The 18,085-nt window shown below is 39.1% G+C and carries 26 protein-coding genes; 23 read left to right on the top strand and 3 right to left on the bottom strand.

Annotation, left to right across the window (positions count from 1 at the left end):
• Window positions 1–103 precede the first annotated feature (103 nt).
• The 3 genes from M1D90_RS12015 to M1D90_RS12005 all read left to right on the top strand — a co-directional run bounded on the left by M1D90_RS12015 (window position 104) and on the right by M1D90_RS12005 (window position 3,289).
• A complete protein-coding gene (locus tag M1D90_RS12015) occupies window positions 104–307 on the top strand; it encodes a hypothetical protein (protein WP_035338640.1) in 204 nt (67 codons plus the stop codon).
• 1,076 nt (window positions 308–1,383) lie between these two features.
• Window positions 1,384–1,851 carry a DUF6323 family protein gene (locus tag M1D90_RS12010; protein WP_020451555.1) on the top strand — a complete coding sequence of 156 codons (468 nt, stop codon included), beginning with the start codon at window positions 1,384–1,386 and terminating at the stop codon, window positions 1,849–1,851.
• A gap of 1 nt (window position 1,852) precedes the next feature.
• Window positions 1,853–3,289, top strand: a complete 1,437-nt coding sequence (locus M1D90_RS12005) for a DUF6179 domain-containing protein (RefSeq protein ID WP_035338642.1) — start codon at window positions 1,853–1,855, stop codon at window positions 3,287–3,289.
• Between the two features lie 124 nt (window positions 3,290–3,413).
• Here M1D90_RS12005 and M1D90_RS12000 read toward each other — a convergent pair whose 3' ends face one another.
• Window positions 3,414–3,731, bottom strand: a complete 318-nt coding sequence (locus M1D90_RS12000) for a hypothetical protein (protein ID WP_039072731.1) — start codon at window positions 3,729–3,731, stop codon at window positions 3,414–3,416.
• Window positions 3,732–4,397: 666 nt separating this feature from the next.
• Between M1D90_RS12000 and M1D90_RS11995 the strand changes: the two genes are divergently transcribed.
• The 9 genes from M1D90_RS11995 (at window position 4,398) to M1D90_RS11955 (ending at window position 10,063) form a co-directional block, all read left to right on the top strand.
• A complete protein-coding gene (locus M1D90_RS11995; protein ID WP_026579666.1) occupies window positions 4,398–4,826 on the top strand; it encodes an HIT domain-containing protein in 429 nt (142 codons plus the stop codon).
• A 632-nt stretch (window positions 4,827–5,458) separates the two neighbouring features.
• Window positions 5,459–5,761 carry a hypothetical protein gene (locus M1D90_RS11990; RefSeq protein ID WP_039072733.1) on the top strand — a complete coding sequence of 101 codons (303 nt, stop codon included), beginning with the start codon at window positions 5,459–5,461 and terminating at the stop codon, window positions 5,759–5,761.
• Window positions 5,762–6,001: 240 nt separating this feature from the next.
• Window positions 6,002–6,982 (top strand): alpha/beta hydrolase family protein, encoded by a 981-nt coding sequence (locus M1D90_RS11985; protein WP_095290603.1) that lies wholly within the window; start codon window positions 6,002–6,004, stop codon window positions 6,980–6,982.
• Between the two features lie 59 nt (window positions 6,983–7,041).
• The gene (locus M1D90_RS11980; RefSeq protein ID WP_026579662.1) at window positions 7,042–7,263 is read left to right on the top strand and encodes a hypothetical protein; all 222 of its coding nucleotides are present in this window, start codon (window positions 7,042–7,044) and stop codon (window positions 7,261–7,263) included.
• Between the two features lie 110 nt (window positions 7,264–7,373).
• Entirely contained in the window at window positions 7,374–7,970 is a 597-nt protein-coding gene (locus M1D90_RS11975) for an SAM-dependent methyltransferase (protein WP_023857610.1), read from the top strand.
• A gap of 105 nt (window positions 7,971–8,075) precedes the next feature.
• A complete protein-coding gene (locus M1D90_RS11970; protein ID WP_026579661.1) occupies window positions 8,076–8,558 on the top strand; it encodes a DUF4944 domain-containing protein in 483 nt (160 codons plus the stop codon).
• Between the two features lie 33 nt (window positions 8,559–8,591).
• A complete protein-coding gene (locus tag M1D90_RS11965; protein WP_023857608.1) occupies window positions 8,592–9,164 on the top strand; it encodes a GNAT family N-acetyltransferase in 573 nt (190 codons plus the stop codon).
• Between the two features lie 130 nt (window positions 9,165–9,294).
• Window positions 9,295–9,771 carry a Rok-like winged helix domain-containing protein gene (locus M1D90_RS11960; protein ID WP_023857607.1) on the top strand — a complete coding sequence of 159 codons (477 nt, stop codon included), beginning with the start codon at window positions 9,295–9,297 and terminating at the stop codon, window positions 9,769–9,771.
• Window positions 9,772–9,892: 121 nt separating this feature from the next.
• Window positions 9,893–10,063, top strand: a complete 171-nt coding sequence (locus M1D90_RS11955) for a hypothetical protein (RefSeq protein ID WP_162157328.1) — start codon at window positions 9,893–9,895, stop codon at window positions 10,061–10,063.
• 352 nt (window positions 10,064–10,415) lie between these two features.
• Here the strand turns inward: M1D90_RS11955 and M1D90_RS11950 are convergent, their stop codons facing one another.
• Complete coding sequence (locus M1D90_RS11950; RefSeq protein ID WP_020451570.1) at window positions 10,416–11,036, bottom strand: hypothetical protein; 621 nt, start codon at window positions 11,034–11,036, stop codon at window positions 10,416–10,418.
• A 560-nt stretch (window positions 11,037–11,596) separates the two neighbouring features.
• Between M1D90_RS11950 and M1D90_RS11945 the strand changes: the two genes are divergently transcribed.
• From M1D90_RS11945 to speG, 4 genes are all read left to right on the top strand, one after another.
• Window positions 11,597–12,181 (top strand): TetR family transcriptional regulator, encoded by a 585-nt coding sequence (locus tag M1D90_RS11945; protein ID WP_020451571.1) that lies wholly within the window; start codon window positions 11,597–11,599, stop codon window positions 12,179–12,181.
• Window positions 12,182–12,261: 80 nt separating this feature from the next.
• Window positions 12,262–12,594 carry a DMT family transporter gene (locus M1D90_RS11940; protein WP_020451572.1) on the top strand — a complete coding sequence of 111 codons (333 nt, stop codon included), beginning with the start codon at window positions 12,262–12,264 and terminating at the stop codon, window positions 12,592–12,594.
• A 2-nt stretch (window positions 12,595–12,596) separates the two neighbouring features.
• On the top strand, window positions 12,597–12,914 hold the full coding sequence (locus tag M1D90_RS11935) for a DMT family transporter (protein WP_456282792.1): 318 nt from the start codon (window positions 12,597–12,599) through the stop codon (window positions 12,912–12,914).
• A gap of 28 nt (window positions 12,915–12,942) precedes the next feature.
• The gene (gene speG / locus M1D90_RS11930; RefSeq protein ID WP_020451574.1) at window positions 12,943–13,485 is read left to right on the top strand and encodes a spermidine N1-acetyltransferase; all 543 of its coding nucleotides are present in this window, start codon (window positions 12,943–12,945) and stop codon (window positions 13,483–13,485) included.
• 36 nt (window positions 13,486–13,521) lie between these two features.
• Here speG and M1D90_RS11925 read toward each other — a convergent pair whose 3' ends face one another.
• Entirely contained in the window at window positions 13,522–13,848 is a 327-nt protein-coding gene (locus tag M1D90_RS11925; protein ID WP_217626321.1) for a YxeA family protein, read from the bottom strand.
• Window positions 13,849–14,057: 209 nt separating this feature from the next.
• Here M1D90_RS11925 and M1D90_RS11920 point away from each other — a divergent pair, with 209 nt between their 5' ends.
• The 7 genes from M1D90_RS11920 (at window position 14,058) to M1D90_RS11890 (ending at window position 17,847) form a co-directional block, all read left to right on the top strand.
• On the top strand, window positions 14,058–14,498 hold the full coding sequence (locus M1D90_RS11920; protein ID WP_023857604.1) for a hypothetical protein: 441 nt from the start codon (window positions 14,058–14,060) through the stop codon (window positions 14,496–14,498).
• Window positions 14,499–14,559: 61 nt separating this feature from the next.
• Window positions 14,560–14,685 carry a hypothetical protein gene (locus tag M1D90_RS11915; protein ID WP_256163837.1) on the top strand — a complete coding sequence of 42 codons (126 nt, stop codon included), beginning with the start codon at window positions 14,560–14,562 and terminating at the stop codon, window positions 14,683–14,685.
• Window positions 14,627–15,079, top strand: coding sequence for a redoxin domain-containing protein (locus tag M1D90_RS11910; protein ID WP_316072860.1), 453 nt, complete (start codon window positions 14,627–14,629; stop codon window positions 15,077–15,079). The genes M1D90_RS11915 and M1D90_RS11910 overlap by 59 nt, the downstream gene beginning before the upstream one ends.
• Before the next feature lie 76 nt (window positions 15,080–15,155).
• Window positions 15,156–16,019: a manganese catalase family protein gene (locus M1D90_RS11905; protein WP_023857602.1), complete on the top strand. Its 864-nt coding sequence runs from the start codon at window positions 15,156–15,158 to the stop codon at window positions 16,017–16,019.
• Between the two features lie 82 nt (window positions 16,020–16,101).
• On the top strand, window positions 16,102–16,902 hold the full coding sequence (locus M1D90_RS11900; protein WP_020451579.1) for a DUF2935 domain-containing protein: 801 nt from the start codon (window positions 16,102–16,104) through the stop codon (window positions 16,900–16,902).
• Window positions 16,903–17,033: 131 nt separating this feature from the next.
• Window positions 17,034–17,528, top strand: coding sequence for a GNAT family N-acetyltransferase (locus tag M1D90_RS11895; protein WP_026579655.1), 495 nt, complete (start codon window positions 17,034–17,036; stop codon window positions 17,526–17,528).
• A gap of 16 nt (window positions 17,529–17,544) precedes the next feature.
• Window positions 17,545–17,847, top strand: coding sequence for a hypothetical protein (locus tag M1D90_RS11890; protein WP_023857601.1), 303 nt, complete (start codon window positions 17,545–17,547; stop codon window positions 17,845–17,847).
• Window positions 17,848–18,085: the final 238 nt, after the last annotated feature.

Here is an 18,085-nt window from a genome sequence, read left to right as displayed (position 1 = left end):
AAAAGTGTGGTCAGCTTGGAATGACGCGGCAAAAGTGACCAAATACTGATTGGAATGAATATGTTATATTTAGGGGAACAATAAGCGAAGGGGAAACTATTAAATGTTTGAGTTGGATAAGATGATAAACAAAGTAAACGGCCTTAAAGAAGAGCACGCAAAGGGAACCCTTAAGGTTATTTGCGGAAAACTGGATAATCTAAAACACGGGGGTGGTCAATATACAGAGAAAGAATTTGTTGAAGATATTCGATCAATGATTGAGGATTTTCCAGAATTGGATAATAAAGAAGAGAATAATGAATAAAAAACCCTTCTTGCAAGAAGGGTTTTTTTTATAACAATACCACACCGACGACATATACGATAGATTTAGTTATAAACAATTTTTTTAAAACGGGAGGTTTTGAAAAAGCGAAATAGTAATAACTAAGGTTGATAAAGAGCCCAAAGATATCAAAGATACAATTTTTCGGTTGTTTTGCTTTTTTGGAGATTTACTTAATTCATAGATTAATGCACTCCATAAAAGTATGGATGCCAAAATAATAATACTCATATACACATAATCCTCCTTTTTATGGTTAACATTGTCATCGATTTTACCACATTTAGGATTGAGATGTCGATGAAATAAGCATCTTTATTTCATTCTTTGACTGAAGAACAAAACCGTTTGTTTTCAACTCGGACATTATAGTTCCTTCGGAGTTCTCACTATGAACACTGGCATTCACTTACTCTCTAGTATGAGTTCCTTATTGAAATGTCTTTATTTCTTTTGTTGTCGAAAATGAAATGAAAACCTATCATATCCAGAACAGAAAGAGGCATTGAAACAAAAAGGTTAACAAAATGAGGTTGCAAGCTGCAGCCTTTTTAGTTTGAAAAAAGTTAGTACAAATGGAAAGAAATCATCCAACACACTGTTGGTCGGCATCTTTAAAGTGACAAACGCATGAAATGAAAGGAGCGGCTGTACGTCAGGTTCAGGAAACGTTGGCTGTTCTTTAGCCCTAAGAGAGCAAGGTATTGACGGCAATACGGTCAGAAAGCGGCGGGACCGTCACTGATGGTATTTACGGGTCTAAGACAAAAAATAGAAAAGTTAAATTACACAACAATTAATAGAATGAAGTATAAGCAGATAAAAATTTTGAACGAAATCTGTTGAGTTGAAGGGAAATTAAATTGGTCTTGAGGAATAAAAAGCTGATTTAAGAGGGAAAGAAACAATGCTGCTGAAAAACAACTATTGACATATGTAAGTAAATAGAATAAATTAATTATTGTTATAAAAAACACCTAATTTTATCATAGCACACAAGATATAAAAAGTCAATGTTTTTTTTAAAAAAGATGCTTTTGAAAGGAAGAGAGGTTATGAACTTATCTCGTTTTTTGAATTCCATTCAATTATCCCCTCAATCAAAACCTATGATGGAACTGCTTGAATTAAATGAAAAAACAAAAGAGCATGGCTTGATCTTAACACCCAGCGATATCAAAACATTAATCGTTTATAGAAATAAAGTGCTTCATGATCATGGACGTATAGAGCTTGGGATTGAAGTACTAAAGGAATTAATTGAGGTGTTTGCTGCTTCACCCTATATGGATGAGGATCATGATGTCGAAACGTTAATCGAGCTTCAGGAGATTTTTTATTATCTCAGAAATGAAACAGAAGATAAGATAGGTGACATGAAACTGATTCATCAGATGATGGAGTGTTTTAACGGACCTTCTGCGGGGTCTTTAGAGTTATTAAGAAGTAAAATGGAGGAACTCGCGGAGAGTTTCAGAAGAAATACGATGAGAAGTGAGTCTTTATATAAAGGTGATGAATAACATGGGAAAAGAAAATACTTTAAATCGCTATGATTTGGTTTCAAATTTTACGATTGATAAATCAAAGTTAAAGCAAAGCCAATTTATGTTGTCGCTTCTAAAAGAAGGCCAAAGGGTTGGAGTTATTACCAGCGAAAAAGCTTACAAGATACAGGTAGAGATTATGCAAATCCTGCAACGATTGATAGGCCAGTATACCAAAGGGGAAAGTACGTCGGTTACTACAGAAACGGCGGAAGGGATTATGGTTTCCCTCATGTATGCAATAGATGCTTATGCTCTCCATTTTGAGAAACCTGAAGAGGTTATCGTACATTTACGTTCTGATAGTATAAAAAAAATATATACCAAAGGTGTCGAATTACTTCACTGTTATTTTGAAGAAGCTAAACAATTGTATCAAGACGTAAAAAAATTAAAGTTAGATGTGCCTGTTGATGCTTATAATTTAACCATTGACGAATCGTTACCTGTATTTATGAATCATTATAATATTATTTTTGAAGCTCAAAATACGATGGCGAGCATTGACTATCCTTTAGCTATTGACAACATGGAACTGCAAGGTGTTTTTTATATTAAACAGTATTTAGAGCGACTGCTGATAGAAACGAGATTCTGTCACTTTTTTAACCATCAAGATCTAATGTATATCTTGACAAACTTCGGGAGAATATGCCGCTTTAATTATCGCATAGAACTTTTTAATATTTTTGAGTTAATGATAAACAATGCTGTTTTTTCACTGCTATCCGGGGGCGAAGCCAATCAAGTCAGAATTTCTGAAGTTCAATATGACAGGTTGAGTCGGTTGTTAAGTGATTGCCATGCTGATAAAAGGGCAAACTTGATTAACGAAGCATTTGATCGGTTACAGCGGGATTTAAAGACAGATCAAACGATTACTGATTATATCAATTTGTATCGCAATGAATGTATTCAAAGGGTAAATAACGCTGCGGAAATTGATGGCTTCAAAATGTTGATCATCAGAGAAATTGAAGAGAGAGAAAAACCAATAGCGTTAATGTTAAATGAAAATGATCGCATGAGTGATATTGAAATGCGGAAATTGGTGGATTGCATCATGGAAAGAAAAAACACAGCAGAAAAAATATCGCTGATCCGCGATCATTTTGTTTCACTGCATGATTATTTGGATTTGCTAAATTCGGGATGTCTGTTTGACGACGAATATAACGCACTTTTTGCTACGTTTGGGAATTTTGAATTGGCCATTTTTGCGAAAATTGTATTTTATGAAGAATTAAGAGGGGGAATCCTCAATTTCATTGACATTGTTGCTGACTGCTCTGAAGCAAAGAGCGAGTGGGAAACATATTATATGAAATTTATTAAACAATTAGAAGATGAGCGCATTGCAACGATTGGACAGCTCATCAATGATATTGACTATGAGGAGATATCGTTTTATTAAGTTAAAGACGTTTTTATAAGTTTTTACAAAGGAGAGTCTAAAGAAAGACGAAGATAAATAACAGCACTCGATAAATGCAATCTTATCCCGCCAAGAAAGTTATTTTTCAACACAACTTAAAAGCTTAAAGTAATTCTACTCCAACTTGCTTAGTGAATTTTACTTTTATTCTCTCTTCTTCTCCAATACTTACAACCATGAAATTTTCAACTTTCTTAATGCTAGTTACGTTTTGAAAAACACCTGTAAATACCGCGAAATCTTTATAGGTTATATCCAGGCTGCAAGTTAGTTGATAAACATCCAGCGTCAAGATTAACTTGAAGTTTTGATTATCTTTATAAGTATAAATAAATTCGCCAGCCTCTGGATCATCAGCTATACTGGCTGGCTCACTCTCAAAAAGTTCTAGTAAATCATATTCATTATATTTTATAAACATCCAACTGACTCCTTAAAATTATAGTGATATTAATGAAGTTAAAAAAACCGCAGATCTTTAACTATATCGATCATTACTGGGCAATAAGAATTTCTGATTTTCAATCGCAACTCCAAACGCTGTCTTAAGGAAATAACTCATGTATCAATCGAACTGTATCTATATATAGGTTGATATGTTATTATCTGTATATAAAATAAGGTAGCATGCTAAGCTGCCGACAAATGATTAGATTAAATGAAAGAATTCGAAGCAATGAAAAATTATCAGAAGGGGAGATTGTTATTAGATTTTTGCCGCCGGTATTCGCGGGTATTGCTGTATTTTTAGTGACTTTTTATATTGAGTATTCTTCCAAAAATTTATCCCTGGAGAATAAACTTATACTCAATGTTGCAGCGGCAATTGTCGGGTGTATTTTGGGAATGTTTATAAGAAAAAGAAATCAATATTAAAGAGACCGATTAATAAAGTTCGGTTTCTTTCTCTATTTTAACATGCAGGGAAAATATTCTTTGGATTAATAAAGGAAGGTAATCATTTCGAATTTCGGATTAAACATAGCTAGATCATTTTTCAAATATCTCTAGTTTATAAAGGATCTTAACGAGTTGTGAGTTTGGGCATCCGAAAAAACTTCAGAAAGAGAGGGACACTTAACAAAGTGTGGGTAGTGAAATGGACAAATGTATATTTTGTGAAATCGTTAGTCAAAAAATTTCAAGTTATGAGGTTTATAAAAATGACGATGTAACAGCATTTCTTGATATAAATCCTGTTACATGTGGCCATACAATAATCATACCAAATAAGCATATTGAAAGACTCGATCATATTAACGATCCCCATCTATCTAATGAAATAATGGATTCTTTAATTAAAGTACCTCAAATATTAATTCATTCAGGTATTTGTGATGATTACACGATACTCTCAGACAACGGTCACTTTGCTCAGCAAGATATTAAGCACCTGCATTTTCATGTCATACCGAGACACATGAATGAAAAGTTTGAATTCAAATTAAACACCGACTTTACTGCAGCTGAGAAAAGTAACTTACTTTCGGTATGGAGAAAGATTACAGGGAGATGATGAGAAAAGATTGTCCTAGAATTTAAAAATGGAAAGATGATTTGATATGATCTCGTGCAGGTTTTGCTGAATTCATCATTTCGTCCAGAAATTCTTTCCTTTGTTGTATAATGGTGATGATTAACAATGGTTGCAAGGGAGTAAATTATGTTTTTAATAGCTTTTGTATTGGCGTATTTTATCAAGCAGCCGATATTAAGCATGGGGACACTTTTTCTTTTCATCTACGGATTTAGATTTTCTCTTCTAAAGGCATTAATGCTGAAAAATACGATTGTTATATTAATCAATATAGACTTATATTTTGCTTCGTCATCCCTTTCCTTAATTTTTATATGTAATGGACAACGATAGGAGGGAATGCGGGAGTCGGGTTTACGTTTAGTCCACTTACCCTGATGCAAAAGCTGTCTTTCTTGTCCCAAGTTATTTTGATATTATTACCCGAGATTCGCAAATTTTTATCTCGTAAAAACTTCATTCATATTGATGAAAAGAAGCAGAGATTAGCATCGGTTTTGTATCCATTTGCTTTAATCCTAACAGTTTGTATGGCATATCGGTAAGGACCGTAAGCAAAGGCCTTACTCTACATAAAAGTTGCATCCACTATACTTTAAAGGGGACTATTGATGAATTTCGATCCGGAAAAACTAAGGAAATTTCTTAATTGCGCGTCAAACCCATCAAACCCAATGGAGACAAAAGTAAAGAATTACTATGTGAATCAAGAGATTCAAGAGTTTGCATCCTTTGATATTGACTTTGAAAATGTAGACATCGCCCTGCGTATTGCCGGTATGTTGGGGAAATCCGCCACGAAATTTACGATAAATCATTTTCTTTTCCCTGATACGAACAAAATAGATTATATTCAATTTATAATTTTTGAAATTAATGATTCAGAACTATTAGCATTTTTAGAACAACTATAACAGCATTCTTGTTTGAATACAGTTCTCTTGGTGAAAATAAAGCAAGTTCTACCCGATAAACCGCAGCAATCATAATTACCTTTGATATTTGGTGTTGTGAACAGCCCCTTTTGTCAAGGCAGCTTCGTGGATTCATCAGGCTCAGCCGATTAAATGGCCAATGGTCTGTGTGAAAGGACTTGGCGGAACTGCCTTCAATCAAAAAAGCACCATTACTTATACCAATCAGGAGGACAAAAAGTGTTTTTGGCAAAGATGATCGATCGTTTAGCGTTATATGATTTGCACAGGAAAAGAAGTAAAAAAAAACACTTTTCCGCTTTTTCATTGGATTCGATTGACAGGGACGAATTCTATCAAGCAAAAGCGGCTGATGTCTCCTTTACTCTTCATGAAGCGAGAAAAAACTATTTGGCTGGACATTTCAGCTATGAATCTATCATTCCATCCGGGGACCCTGTCAATGATAGTTTAAAAGGCGAGGTTTTTTTAAATAAGAATGATATAGATCAACCTAATGTTATTTTTGTACACGGCTGGCGAATGGATTCATACGACAGAATAAAAAAGATATTTCATGATCGTATGATGAACGATTTAGGCTGGAACATGTACTACTATTCTCTTCCGTATCATTTTGAAAGAGAGCCGGAACATTCGCTTTACAGCGGTGAATTGATGATAAGTGCGAATTTGAATCGTACAGTTGAATCAACAAGACAAGCTGTCGTGGATTTACGGGCACTCATTCACTGGATCAAAGCAAATAAAACCGGCCCTGTTATTATAGTGGGCGTCAGTTTAGGCGGGTGGATGACAAATTTACTGGCTGCCCTTGAGACTGAAATCGACATCGTGGTATCGATATTTTATGCCAATCGTCTTTCTTATGCGATATGGAATACCATCCCGGGTAAATTCATAAGAGAAGAATTGGAACAGTACGGTGTGACATATGAAGATTTACAAACATATTGGGAAATTACAGATCCCAGTCAGGCTGTGCCGAAAGTTAACAAAGATCACATTTTGCTGATTTCCGCCGTTCATGACCAATATGTTCACTTAGAGGATGCCGATAAGTTATGGGAGAGCTGGGGGAAACCCGAAAGACATCTCTACAATTGTGGCCATGCCGGAATTGTTCTTTGTCGTAAAAAGCTGGCATTAGATACGATTTCTTTCATCCGAAAAAAATTAAAGCAGCTTCATGAGGGATAATTTCTTTAATTTATTAAAAAGCTGGCAATTTTCAAAATGTGCGAATAGGAGGTTTTTTTATGTACTTTGTTTCCGGATTTGTTTCAATTTTGCTGGGTCTATTAACGCTGTTTTTCTTACAGGTGTTATCTGTTGCTTTTCCTCATTATATAATGGATGCAGATGGCAATAGTGAAGCTTCGGTTTATTTTCAATCATCTGTATTGTTTTATCCTGTTTTGCTTCTCATTTTAGGCGTCATCATGATTATTGTTCATTTGCGAACAAATGATAAGGGTTAATTCGAAGGAGAGTATCGAGTTTGACTGCGAAGCGAAAATGAGATGCATCATCTAAAAGAAACGGGTATATCATTGATATGAAAGCTTCTAAAAAAAGGAGAACAAAAACGATGAACTTTTGGCACGAGCGCTTTCAAGATGAGAACTATGTGTATGGAACGGAACCGAATGCGTTTTTGGCAGATTCGCAGAAAAAACTTCAATTGTCGGGTGATGCTTTAGCCATTGCAGAAGGCGAGGGGCGCAATGCGGTTTTTTTAGCAGAACAAGGGATGAACGTCACGTCATGGGATTATGCCGAGTCAGGGTTGGAGAAAACGAAAAAGCTTGCTGAAACCCGTCATGTATCGGTGAAGACGGAGCTTGTTGACTTAAATGAAGCGTCTTGGAATCAAGGGCAGTGGGACGAGATTGTATGTATTTTTGGACATTTTCCAGAAGAGCTGCGTCGAAAAACACTTCTTGGAGTAAAAGAAGCCGTGAAGCCCGGGGGATTTTTCGTGACGGAAGTGTATTCGACGCACCAAATTCCTTACAAAAGCGGCGGGCCGCAGGATCCGAAGCTTTTATATACACCGGAAGAATTTTTACAAACCTTTTCAGATTGGCGTATTGTCCACTTTTTTATGGGAGAAGTCGTTCGTCATGAAGGGGCTTGGCACAACGGCCTGTCTCATGTCATTCAATTTATTGGTCAAAAGCGCTGAATACTCCGAGGAAATATGATTTTAAAAAGGTGCCGTTTATGGCGCCTTTTTTGCGTAACTTTTTTCACCGTCATCACTACTATTGTGATGAAAGCGGGGGAAATGATGAAAAACAAAAATGGACTCAAACGGCTGCTGATAATCAGCAGCGCATTTCTGCTTTTAATTGGCGGGGGATATGTCAGTGCAATGATCTTCGGAAAGAAAGTGGTGTATGAAGGAGAGGGGGAAAGCGGTCTGTGGCATGCTTCGATTGAGAAATCAGATAAAACGTCAATCGGGCCTAATTATTTTTTGAATTTGTATTGGGATGGCGCGAAAGAAGATGCGAAAAGAACGATTGTGAAAACAATCACCTTATACATAGACGGCAAAAAGTATGATGATAGAGGAGAATACGATCTTTCTGAGTATACCGGAGAGGAAATGGATGACGGAGGCCATATGGAAGATCATATCGCGACTTTTGATTTTATGCCTGAAGAGGATGTCATCGGGCATGCGTTATCAGTCAAAGTGGAGTGGAAAACCGGAGATGAAGAGAACGCAGAAATAATGAAATTAACCAAGATTCCGTGGTATAAATGAAACGACAATCACTGAATAAGGAAGTGATTTAAAATGAACGAGATTGAGATCAGAAGGCCGCAAATTGACGACGTTGAAGAGCTGAATCAGTTTTTCAGAATCGTGGTCGAGGATACTTTTGCTAAAGAGGGGATATCCGATCTGCTTGATCATCAAGAAAGTGAAATTGAAAGTAAGAGGCAATACTTGAAAGCAGACTTAGACAGCAAAGGGAAGAGCCGGCATTTTTTTATCGCTTCAGATCAACGTCTGAATAAAATCATCGGTACAATCGAATATGGCCCTGCAAGCGAATTGATCGATATTTGTACGGATGGGGCTTTAAAGGATTTATATGAGGTAGGGACGGTATTTGTCCACCCGGATTATCAAAGACGCGGAATCGGGTCTTTGCTGTTCAACGTTATGTTTTTGACCTTTCTGAATCGGGGAGTGAAGGAATTTTGTTTGGACAGCGGTTATCCCGGTGCACAGAAAATATGGAAGAAGAAATTCGGCGAGCCTGACTATATGCTGAAGGATTATTGGGGGAAAGGATATGATCATATGATTTGGAGGAGACGGACGAAGGATATGCCGATTGATACAAGAACATCAATAACGTAATCATCCTTTATATTCCTTATGCGTTTTAACGATAAAAAGAACTTTTCTTGAATTTATTTTTAAATAAATTGTTAAAGTTAAAAAAGTCCTATAAACTATAATGGAATCTTAATTTTAGGATGTGGGAGATATGTTCGACGAAAGAGAAGCGTTGCGTTTGAGACTTGAACAGCTAGGTGATGCGGAGATTCAGGTGATGCGGGAATTGCGGAAAGAACGACAAGACATTTATTCGAAGCTGCGTGAATTGGATCAGGAGAGTGATCCCGCAATTAACAAAAAATCTTCATTAATCGACTTGGCAAGCGCTGCAGCAGAGGAATTAAAACAATCCCAGATTGCCGTTGACAAACATCCACCCATCAAAACTCCATCTCATACTATTTTCCAATCAAAAACAACCATACAGCGTGAGGCTGCCTTAAACATTTTAAGCCGCTATGAAGAGGGCTTGAAAGGCATTAAGCTCAAAACTGAAATCGAGAAAGAAACCGGCTTTCCGATTAAAAACATGACGACATTTATGAAGAGCTTAATGAAACATCGCCCAGATATTAAAAAACCTGCCCGCGGCCATTATATTTTGCATAAAGAAAAAGACCTTTGAGGTTTTCGTCATTATTCCAGATTCATATTGTCATAAATCAGAGCGGAATCTTTAAAAATTGAAACCAAACAACACCTATATCGTATATTTAGCTAAAACTAATGCAAGGGTGTTCTACATGTTGGATAAAAAGAAATACTTCATGATTATGGTACCGGCTTTAATTTTAGCGTTTTTATTTCAATTTTTTGTTCCCTCAGAACAAAGGTACTTGGGGATTGTGTTTATTTTAGCAGGCGGGGTGATTTATTATCTTTGGGTGCATATAGAAAAGGACAAACAGAAAGATTGAGCGCATCCTTTGATTTGCGAATCCACTAAAAAAACGTCTATATAGACGTTTTTTTGTTATTGATATCCATTGTTAGCCAACCTGCTGGGCGGCAACCGACTGAGCCGGTAAACAAATGCTCAAGCAGCCGTTTCTCCCAGATTTTATCGATCTTTTAACTTTAAGGCGTAAGCTTTGAACTGTTAAGAGCTTTGATACTTAAGCTGTAAACGCTGAACGTTGAGCTTTGAGCTTTTATCTCAATGTTGGCACAGCGTCTCTTTGGCTGTGCAGATGAAATAAAAGGAGGGAGTCACCTTTCCCTCGGAAGGTGTTTAGTTTTATCGGTTTTCGGTTGGCTAACAATCGGCTGTTAATCGATTTTGATTTTGGTGAGTGTATTGCTCTCGGACAATGCAAAGTCAACTTCCATTTCAAAGTCCTCGATCTTTTTTGACAAGGAATCGATCTTCTCTTTTAGGTTCAGCGGATCGATGATTTTTGCTTCATTTTCAGCGAGGAAAGATTTGACGATTTCCTGGTTTTCAGCCGCTTTTACTTTGCCGTCTTTTCCGAAAAGAGTCTCCAGATGTTTGTCTAGTCTTTCTGTTACTTTTTGATTGACGCTCTCGGCCTCGTCGACTAAATCAGCGTACACTTCTTTCAGCTTATCCAAAAGCTGAATGTCGTAGCTGATGGAGGTTTTTCTTTCGATGGCTTCAGCCACAGTCATCTTGACTCCGGCCACTTCGATTTTGGTCGTCGCGTTGGATACAACAATGGCAGACTTAATGGCATTTCGCCTTTTGATTAAGGCTTCAATTGATTGATAATCGGCTTTCGCCCTAGTTTCCAAGTCTTCGGCTGTCCGAAATCCGTTCGGCAGTTTCTTTCCGATCATCAAACCTCCGAATGTGCTCTCATTTACGGCCCGCTTGATTCTTTTATCCAACATTTTGAGTTCGCTTAGTGCTCTGGTGATCGTAAGTTCCATTCTATAGCCCCTTCGTCGTTTATATATTTAAAAAAGCTCTTTATTTACTCATTAGAGTAATGATTATATCATATTGATTTTCCAAGTGTTATATTTTTTGTGCATATTTTCATATAGCATAATAGTCCAAAAAGATTCATAGAAAGCTGTAGGAGGTCTAATCGATTATTCGATTTCATGATCACTATGCATTGCATTTCTCTTTAAAATGAACAGGGAGATCAACAAAAAAACTTTTAGCAAAAGAAAAGCTTTGCTGAGAACTTTTCCTAATTCCTATTGTTTGTCTTTGCTCCGTTTCACTGCAAAACATATTGCGAGGACGGCTGCGATAAGAGAGGCAGCTCCGCATGCCAGCTTGATCAGCGGTTTCAACAATATCAACTCCATCTGTTTTCGGTATATGTGTAAAGTATAAAAGGGATTCATATCCAAAGACAGCTTATGCTTAGGATTTTAAAGAAATTTTAAGGAAATAAGTCCTGCGCCGCCCGGTTGACAATGAAAAGCCGCTCCACTAAAATGAATGATAGTCATTCATTTTTAGGGAGGTCTGCAACATGCCAAAGCAAACGTCCGGGAAATATGAAAAGATTTTGCAGGCGGCCATTGAAGTCATTTCTGAAAAGGGGCTGGATAAGGCGTCGATTTCAGATATCGTGAAAAAAGCAGGTACTGCGCAGGGCACTTTTTATCTTTATTTCTCATCCAAAAATGCATTGATTCCCGCGATCGCGGAAAATCTTCTGACACATTCTTTGGACCATATTAAGAGCAAGGTCGACGGAACCATGTCTTTCTGGACCGCCTTGGACATCATGATCGATGAGACGTTCAACATGACGGAACTTCATCAGGATATTATCGTTCTTTGCTACTCAGGTCTTGCCTTTGACCATTCGATGGAAAAATGGGAGGCGATCTATCAGCCTTATTATTCCTGGCTTGAAGGACTTATTGAAAAAGCAGTTGAGAAAAACGAGGTCATTCCGGACATCAATGTGCGCTGGACGGCCAGAACGATTATCAACTTTGTCGAAAACACAGCGGAACGTTATTACATCGGGGCGGAAAAAGACGAAGAGCTCAGTGTGTTCAAAAAAGAAATATTTACTTTTCTGAAGAGAAGCATAGGAACCAAGTGAAAAATGACCGGCTGCAGCTGTTCATTTTTTATCGGCCTAAAAATGACTGACGTTCATTCACAACAGGAAGGGTGTTATCATTGAGTTGGCTCCTCGTCATTATTGCGGGTTTTTTGGAAGTGGTTTGGGCCTCAGGTCTTAAACATGCGGATTCCTTCGCCGATTGGCTGATGATCTTTGTACTGATCGCGGCAAGTTTTCTCATGCTGATACGATCTTACAGGAACATTCCGATGGCGTCGGCTTATACCGTATTTGTCGGAATCGGAACGGCCGGCACATATGTGACGGGTGTTTTTATGGGCGAACCCTTTTCAGGAGGGCAAATATTTTTTTTGATCGTGCTGTTGGGAGGCATTATTGGCATGAAAATGTTTACAAAAGAGAACAATACCCAGTCAGGGGGTGATTGATCATGCCGTGGTTACTTTTGGTGATTTCTGGAATCGAAGAGGTCATTGCCGCCATCGCTATGAAATATGTAGACGGCACAAGAAAAAAATGGCCGATTATTGTCATGGTATTGGGGTTTGCTTTGTCTTTTTTCTGCCTTTCGAAAGCCATGCAGGCACTTTCAGCCGGTGTTGCCTATGCCGTTTGGACCGGGATCGGCAGCATCGGCATTACGGCAGTCAGCTTATTTTGGTTTAAGGAGCGGATTCGCGCTCCGCAGCTCATCTCACTTGGCTTTATTATAATCGGGGTGATCGGCCTGCGCCTTACATCATCTTAAATTTTAATTTATATTGGAGGTTGCTGATATGTTCAATCAGCTTAAATTGCGTCCGCTCGAAAGAGAAGACCTTCCGTTTGTCCACCGTCTTAACAACGATGCGAAGATTATGTCGTATTGGTTTGAAGAACCGTATGAGACTTTTGTTGAGCTGCAGGATTTGTTTGACAAACACATTCATGACCAAAGCGAACGGCGCTTTATCATAGAGAAAGAGACTGAGATGATCGGATTGGTTGAGCTGGTCGAAATTGATTATATTCACAGACGGGCGGAGTTTCAAATCATCATTGATCCCGAGCATCAAGGGAACGGGTATTCGTCAAGCGCAACGTATTTGGCGATGAACTACGCGTTTTCCGTTTTGAATTTGCACAAATTGTATTTGATCGTCGACGAAGATAATGCAAAAGCGATTCACTTGTATAAAAAGGCAGGGTTCACAATCGAGAGCGAGCTGCAGGATGAATTTTTCGTTGACGGCTATTATCGTAACGCTATTAGAATGTGCATTTTTCAGGATGAATTTTTATCACTTAAAAAAAGCAAAAAGGAAGGCATGCAAGGATAAACAAAAGAGATGGCGCCGCCATCTCCCGCATGTTTTTTAATTTTTCACACCTAATCGATCTTTGGCTTTGTCGGGAATATCGTCTTTTTCAACCTCTTCCCACGATTTCACGCCTTTATTTTCAGAATAGAAAAGCCGTAAAAACGCGCCTGTACGAAGGTTTTTATCAGCTGTGAATTCCATTGTTTTTTCTTGACCGTCCTCATCAAAACCGGCCAGTTCATATTTGAAGACGGAGTATTCCTCGCCGTCGTCAAACTTCGACGTGTCTTCCTTCCCGTTTCCGGTAATGTGAACATAATATTCGTCTGTTCCCACACGGTTTAAGTTACATCCGCTTAATAATGCGGTAAATATGATCATCAGGCTGATCCATACGATATGCTTTTTCACAATTTCACCTCATTTATCATTCTAAGATTCATTGTCTGATAAAAAAATCGAATAACGTGACATGAACATTACACTTTTGTAAGGGATCGTTCGGCACACTCATCTTGAAACGGGAGATTAAATTTCAATATCCTTTTTATTCAATAAAGTTTATAATATGGAAAAAGGGAGGGGCGCCAATGAAAAAAAATTTATTTTTGATGTTGTTTTCAATCATGATGGCCTGCAGTTTTCATATTCAGCCTGCTGATGCTGCGGTTACAAAAGATGAGAAAAAGACGACCATGACAATGACTGAAGATCAAGTGGGATTTTTTATGGCGGACAGCACCAATGTAAATTACTACCCGACATGGCTGTATTATAAGTTTACGATTTTTAATGCAGAAGGCTGTACACTCAAGATCAAGCTGCAGAGAATCACGTTAACAGGACATGCGATCACTTTAAGCGAGAAAGAATTTACTGGAAATCATCTTCATTTAAGTGCTGCAGATAAAGTGAGCGGGACGCCGCACCGCAATCATTTCCTGGATATCACAAAAGTGTCAGGCTGCGGAGATGTTGGAATTACAGGCTTTTACGGCTTTGAGCATGAAATGCCGGACTACTCATCATAAAGAAAGCCCAGCAGAGGAGAGTCCTTTTTTCATATTAGGGCTAACATATCGGGAGAAAAAAATGAAAAAACAAACGCTGCTTTTATTGAGAGGCGCCATCCTCTTGCTCCTATGTTGTGCGTCTGGTTATGCTCTTTATCAGCATATTGCCGGAGGCCGGAATGAACAGGCAGGCATTACATTTTAAATTATCGACTTTAGAGGGCGGTGACATCGAACTGAAAAAATTACGGGGAAAGGCGGTACTTGTTAACTTTTGGGGGACTTTTTGTACACCGTGCCAAGAGGAGATGCCGGTCATGCAAAAAGCTTATGACCGTTTTAAAGGAGACGGTTTTGAAATCATCGCTGTCAATGTGCGTGAATCGAAAGGTGCAGTAAAGAGCTTTGTCGACCGCCATGGCTTAACTTTTCCGGTCGCTTTGGATCAATCGGCTGAAGTTTACCGTTCTTGGGAAATTTATTATTTGCCTACAAGTATATTCATTAATCGGGAAGGAAGACCAGAGCGGATGTATGTCGGAGGAATGTCTGAGCGGCAAGTTGATATGTGGATTGAAGACCTTCTTAGCGGTTCATAGAAACTCATTTAAAAGGGATAGACAAACACCTATTGTTCTTATCGTTCATAAGGTAGCTCAGGAGAGGAGCGATCTTATGTTTTTTCATATTAAAGAACTGCAGTATCATGCAAAGCCTGAAAAACCCGATCCATTATTTGCGAAAAAGCTGCAGGAAATACTGGGAGGACAGTTCGGCGAAATATCAGTAGCTCTGCAATATCTTTTTCAAGGCTGGAGTGTCAGAGGAAACGGCAAGTACAAAGATCTGCTGATGGATACAGGGGCTGAAGAGCTCGCCCATATCGAGATGCTGGCGACGATGATTGCAAGGCTTTTGGACGGTGCGCCGGTCGGCGATCTTGAAAAAGCTGCAAAAGATCCTGTGCTCGGTGCCATTCTCGGAGGGATGAATCCGCAGCATGCCATCGTATCAGGATTAGGGGCAATGCCGGCCGACAGCGTGGGAAACCGCTGGACCGCCGATTATATTATTGCAAGCGGAAATTTGCTTGCCGACTTTCGAGCAAATTTAAACGCGGAATCACAGGGACGCCTGCAGGCTGTCCGGCTTTATGAAGAGACGACGGACCGCGGTGTCAAAGATATGCTGTCCTGGCTGATTGCAAGGGATACGATGCATCAAAACCAGTGGCTTGCGGCCATTAAAGAACTGGAAGCGAAAGAAAATGTCGTCGTCCCAAGCACGTTTCCGCGCCATCTGGAAAAAAGGGAAGTCTCCCATGTATTATTTAATTTTTCAAGAGGCAACGAGAGCGCTACAGGCAGATGGGCGAAGGGACCGAGCATGGATGGGGAAGGCGTTTTTCAGTATGTTGAACATCCTCAGCCCCTTGCGAAAAAACCAGTGCTAAAACCTGCGCCTGCATATATTCATGATACGCCGCCATCGGTTATTCAACATCCCCGGGATGACATACTGCCTCCGAATCTTTATTGATCAGCTTCTATTTGCATGATCATATTTCGGGCTTGCAGCGAATAGCCATAGTGAAGAATGGTATTTAAAGGGAGGCGCAAGCTTGAAAACTTATAAGGAGACGGCCGTTTTTGAACATAAATTTTGGCTTCAAGTTTTGGGTGATCATGCGCGTTTTATTTTGGATTCTTTGGCTGAAAGGGAAAAAGAAGATATTCAAAAGGCGAAGCAGTTCAAGCAGACGTTTGATGTTTTGCTGAAAAAAGTGAATGCTTCGCCTGATTTGTATTCATTAACGCTTGAAGCTGAAGAATATGCCCTTCAATTCAGGAAATTTAAACTCTCCATCATTAAAAGGCACCTGACAGGCGATATTAAAATTCACCTTCCCCCGACTTTTATCAACCATATGGTAAATGAACTGGAGGAGTACTTGCTTGTGCTAAAATACTTAAAAAAACGGGAAGTGCCGCCTGTTTTCCACGAGTTGCACCACCATATGCTGTGGCTGATGGATGCCGCCGGACATGCTGGAGCAATTGCCGATGACCTGGATGCGGTGGAAAAACGGTTGAAAGAGAAGAGCAGGGAGTTTGTCAAACACTTTGAACAGTTCTATATTAAATCCGTTGAATTGACGGGGTATCTCAGAGCGAATGTTGAATCTTTTCCCGCTCTCAGAAGGATGAATAAAGACGTGAAGCTTGAGATTGAGCTGTTTCGTACCTTTTTGAAAGAAGTGGAGGAGCTGGAGCTTACAGATCAGATGCTCGGTACGTTCTCCGCGCTGATGGCAGACCACATGATGAGGGAAGAATGCTATTATTTAATGAAAATCGCCGAATCGACAAATACGCAAAAACCTGCGTGCGACCCTGCGAAACCGAGGCTGCTTGAAAAGTAATGCCGACGGTTTTGCTATTTTTTTTGATGAAGCCGCGAATCGATCTTGGCACCTGCGGTTTGCACAGCCTTTTTCATGCGATTATAATTCAGAATATATAGATAATCTAAAAACTGTTTGGAGGGCCTTTCTTGCATATCAGAAAATTAACAGCTTCAGATGCAGAAAACTATCTGAAGCTTTGTGAAACGATCGATGAAGAATCTGAATTCATGCTGTTTGAACCGGGTGAACGAAAGCTTCAGGCACAACGTCAAATCAAACAGATCCAATCCGGCGTGTGTGAAGTTTTTGTTTGTGCGGCTGATGACGGAAGCTTAGTCGGATATGTTGCAGCAGTCAGAGGACAGGTTCAGAGAACACGCCACCGTGCCCATATCATCATTGGCATACGCCAAACATATATTGGACAAGGTATTGGAGTAAAGCTGTTTCAGGCATTGGAAAAATGGGCCTGTGAAGAAAAGCTTCACAGACTTGAGCTGACTGTCATGACCCATCATATAGCCGCCGTGCGTTTATACAAAAAAATGGGTTTTATCATTGAAGGCACTAAAAAGCACGCTTTGAAAGTAAAAGGACAATATGTTGATGAATATGTCATGTCCAAATTAATCAACGAATAGCAAATGGAGGTTTCAAATGAAAGACGGGTGCCATCAGGCCATCGCCGCTGTCAGCTACTACAAAACAGAACGGACGATTGATTTTAACCGGCAAACCTATACAAAAAAGCATAATCAAATGTACCTGTACAACGATAAAATTTTAACGGCAAGCCGCCAGTATCGCCTTGAGCACGTCCACGATGTATCATACAGACCTTTTTCCGAGGCCGGTTTGCTTTACCTCCATACGAACCAAGGGGTATTTGCTTATGAAGTGGATGTGGACCCCGGGTATTTCATAGAGGCTTTTAAAAAACAGAAAAATCCAATTAAATAAATTACAATATATATGAAGTTTTTAGCAGTAAATGCTAGAATGAATGTTGGGAATTTTGCAAGGAAAGGAACATACGGCTACCGGCCTGTTAGGGCGATTGGCCTTGTTGACTTACCGGGCTAATGTCACTTGGCGGTGTTTATATGTCACTGCTATGCTTGATGAAAGAACGTCCGCTTAGGCTGCAAGTGTATGTTTGAGCAGAAGATTTTAAGCGTCTTTTTCCAATTTTCTTTAA

This window comes from Bacillus sp. JZ34 (assembly GCF_053903205.1).
Note: the sequence above shows the minus strand (reverse complement) of the source record. Positions and strands in the feature narration are given on the sequence as shown.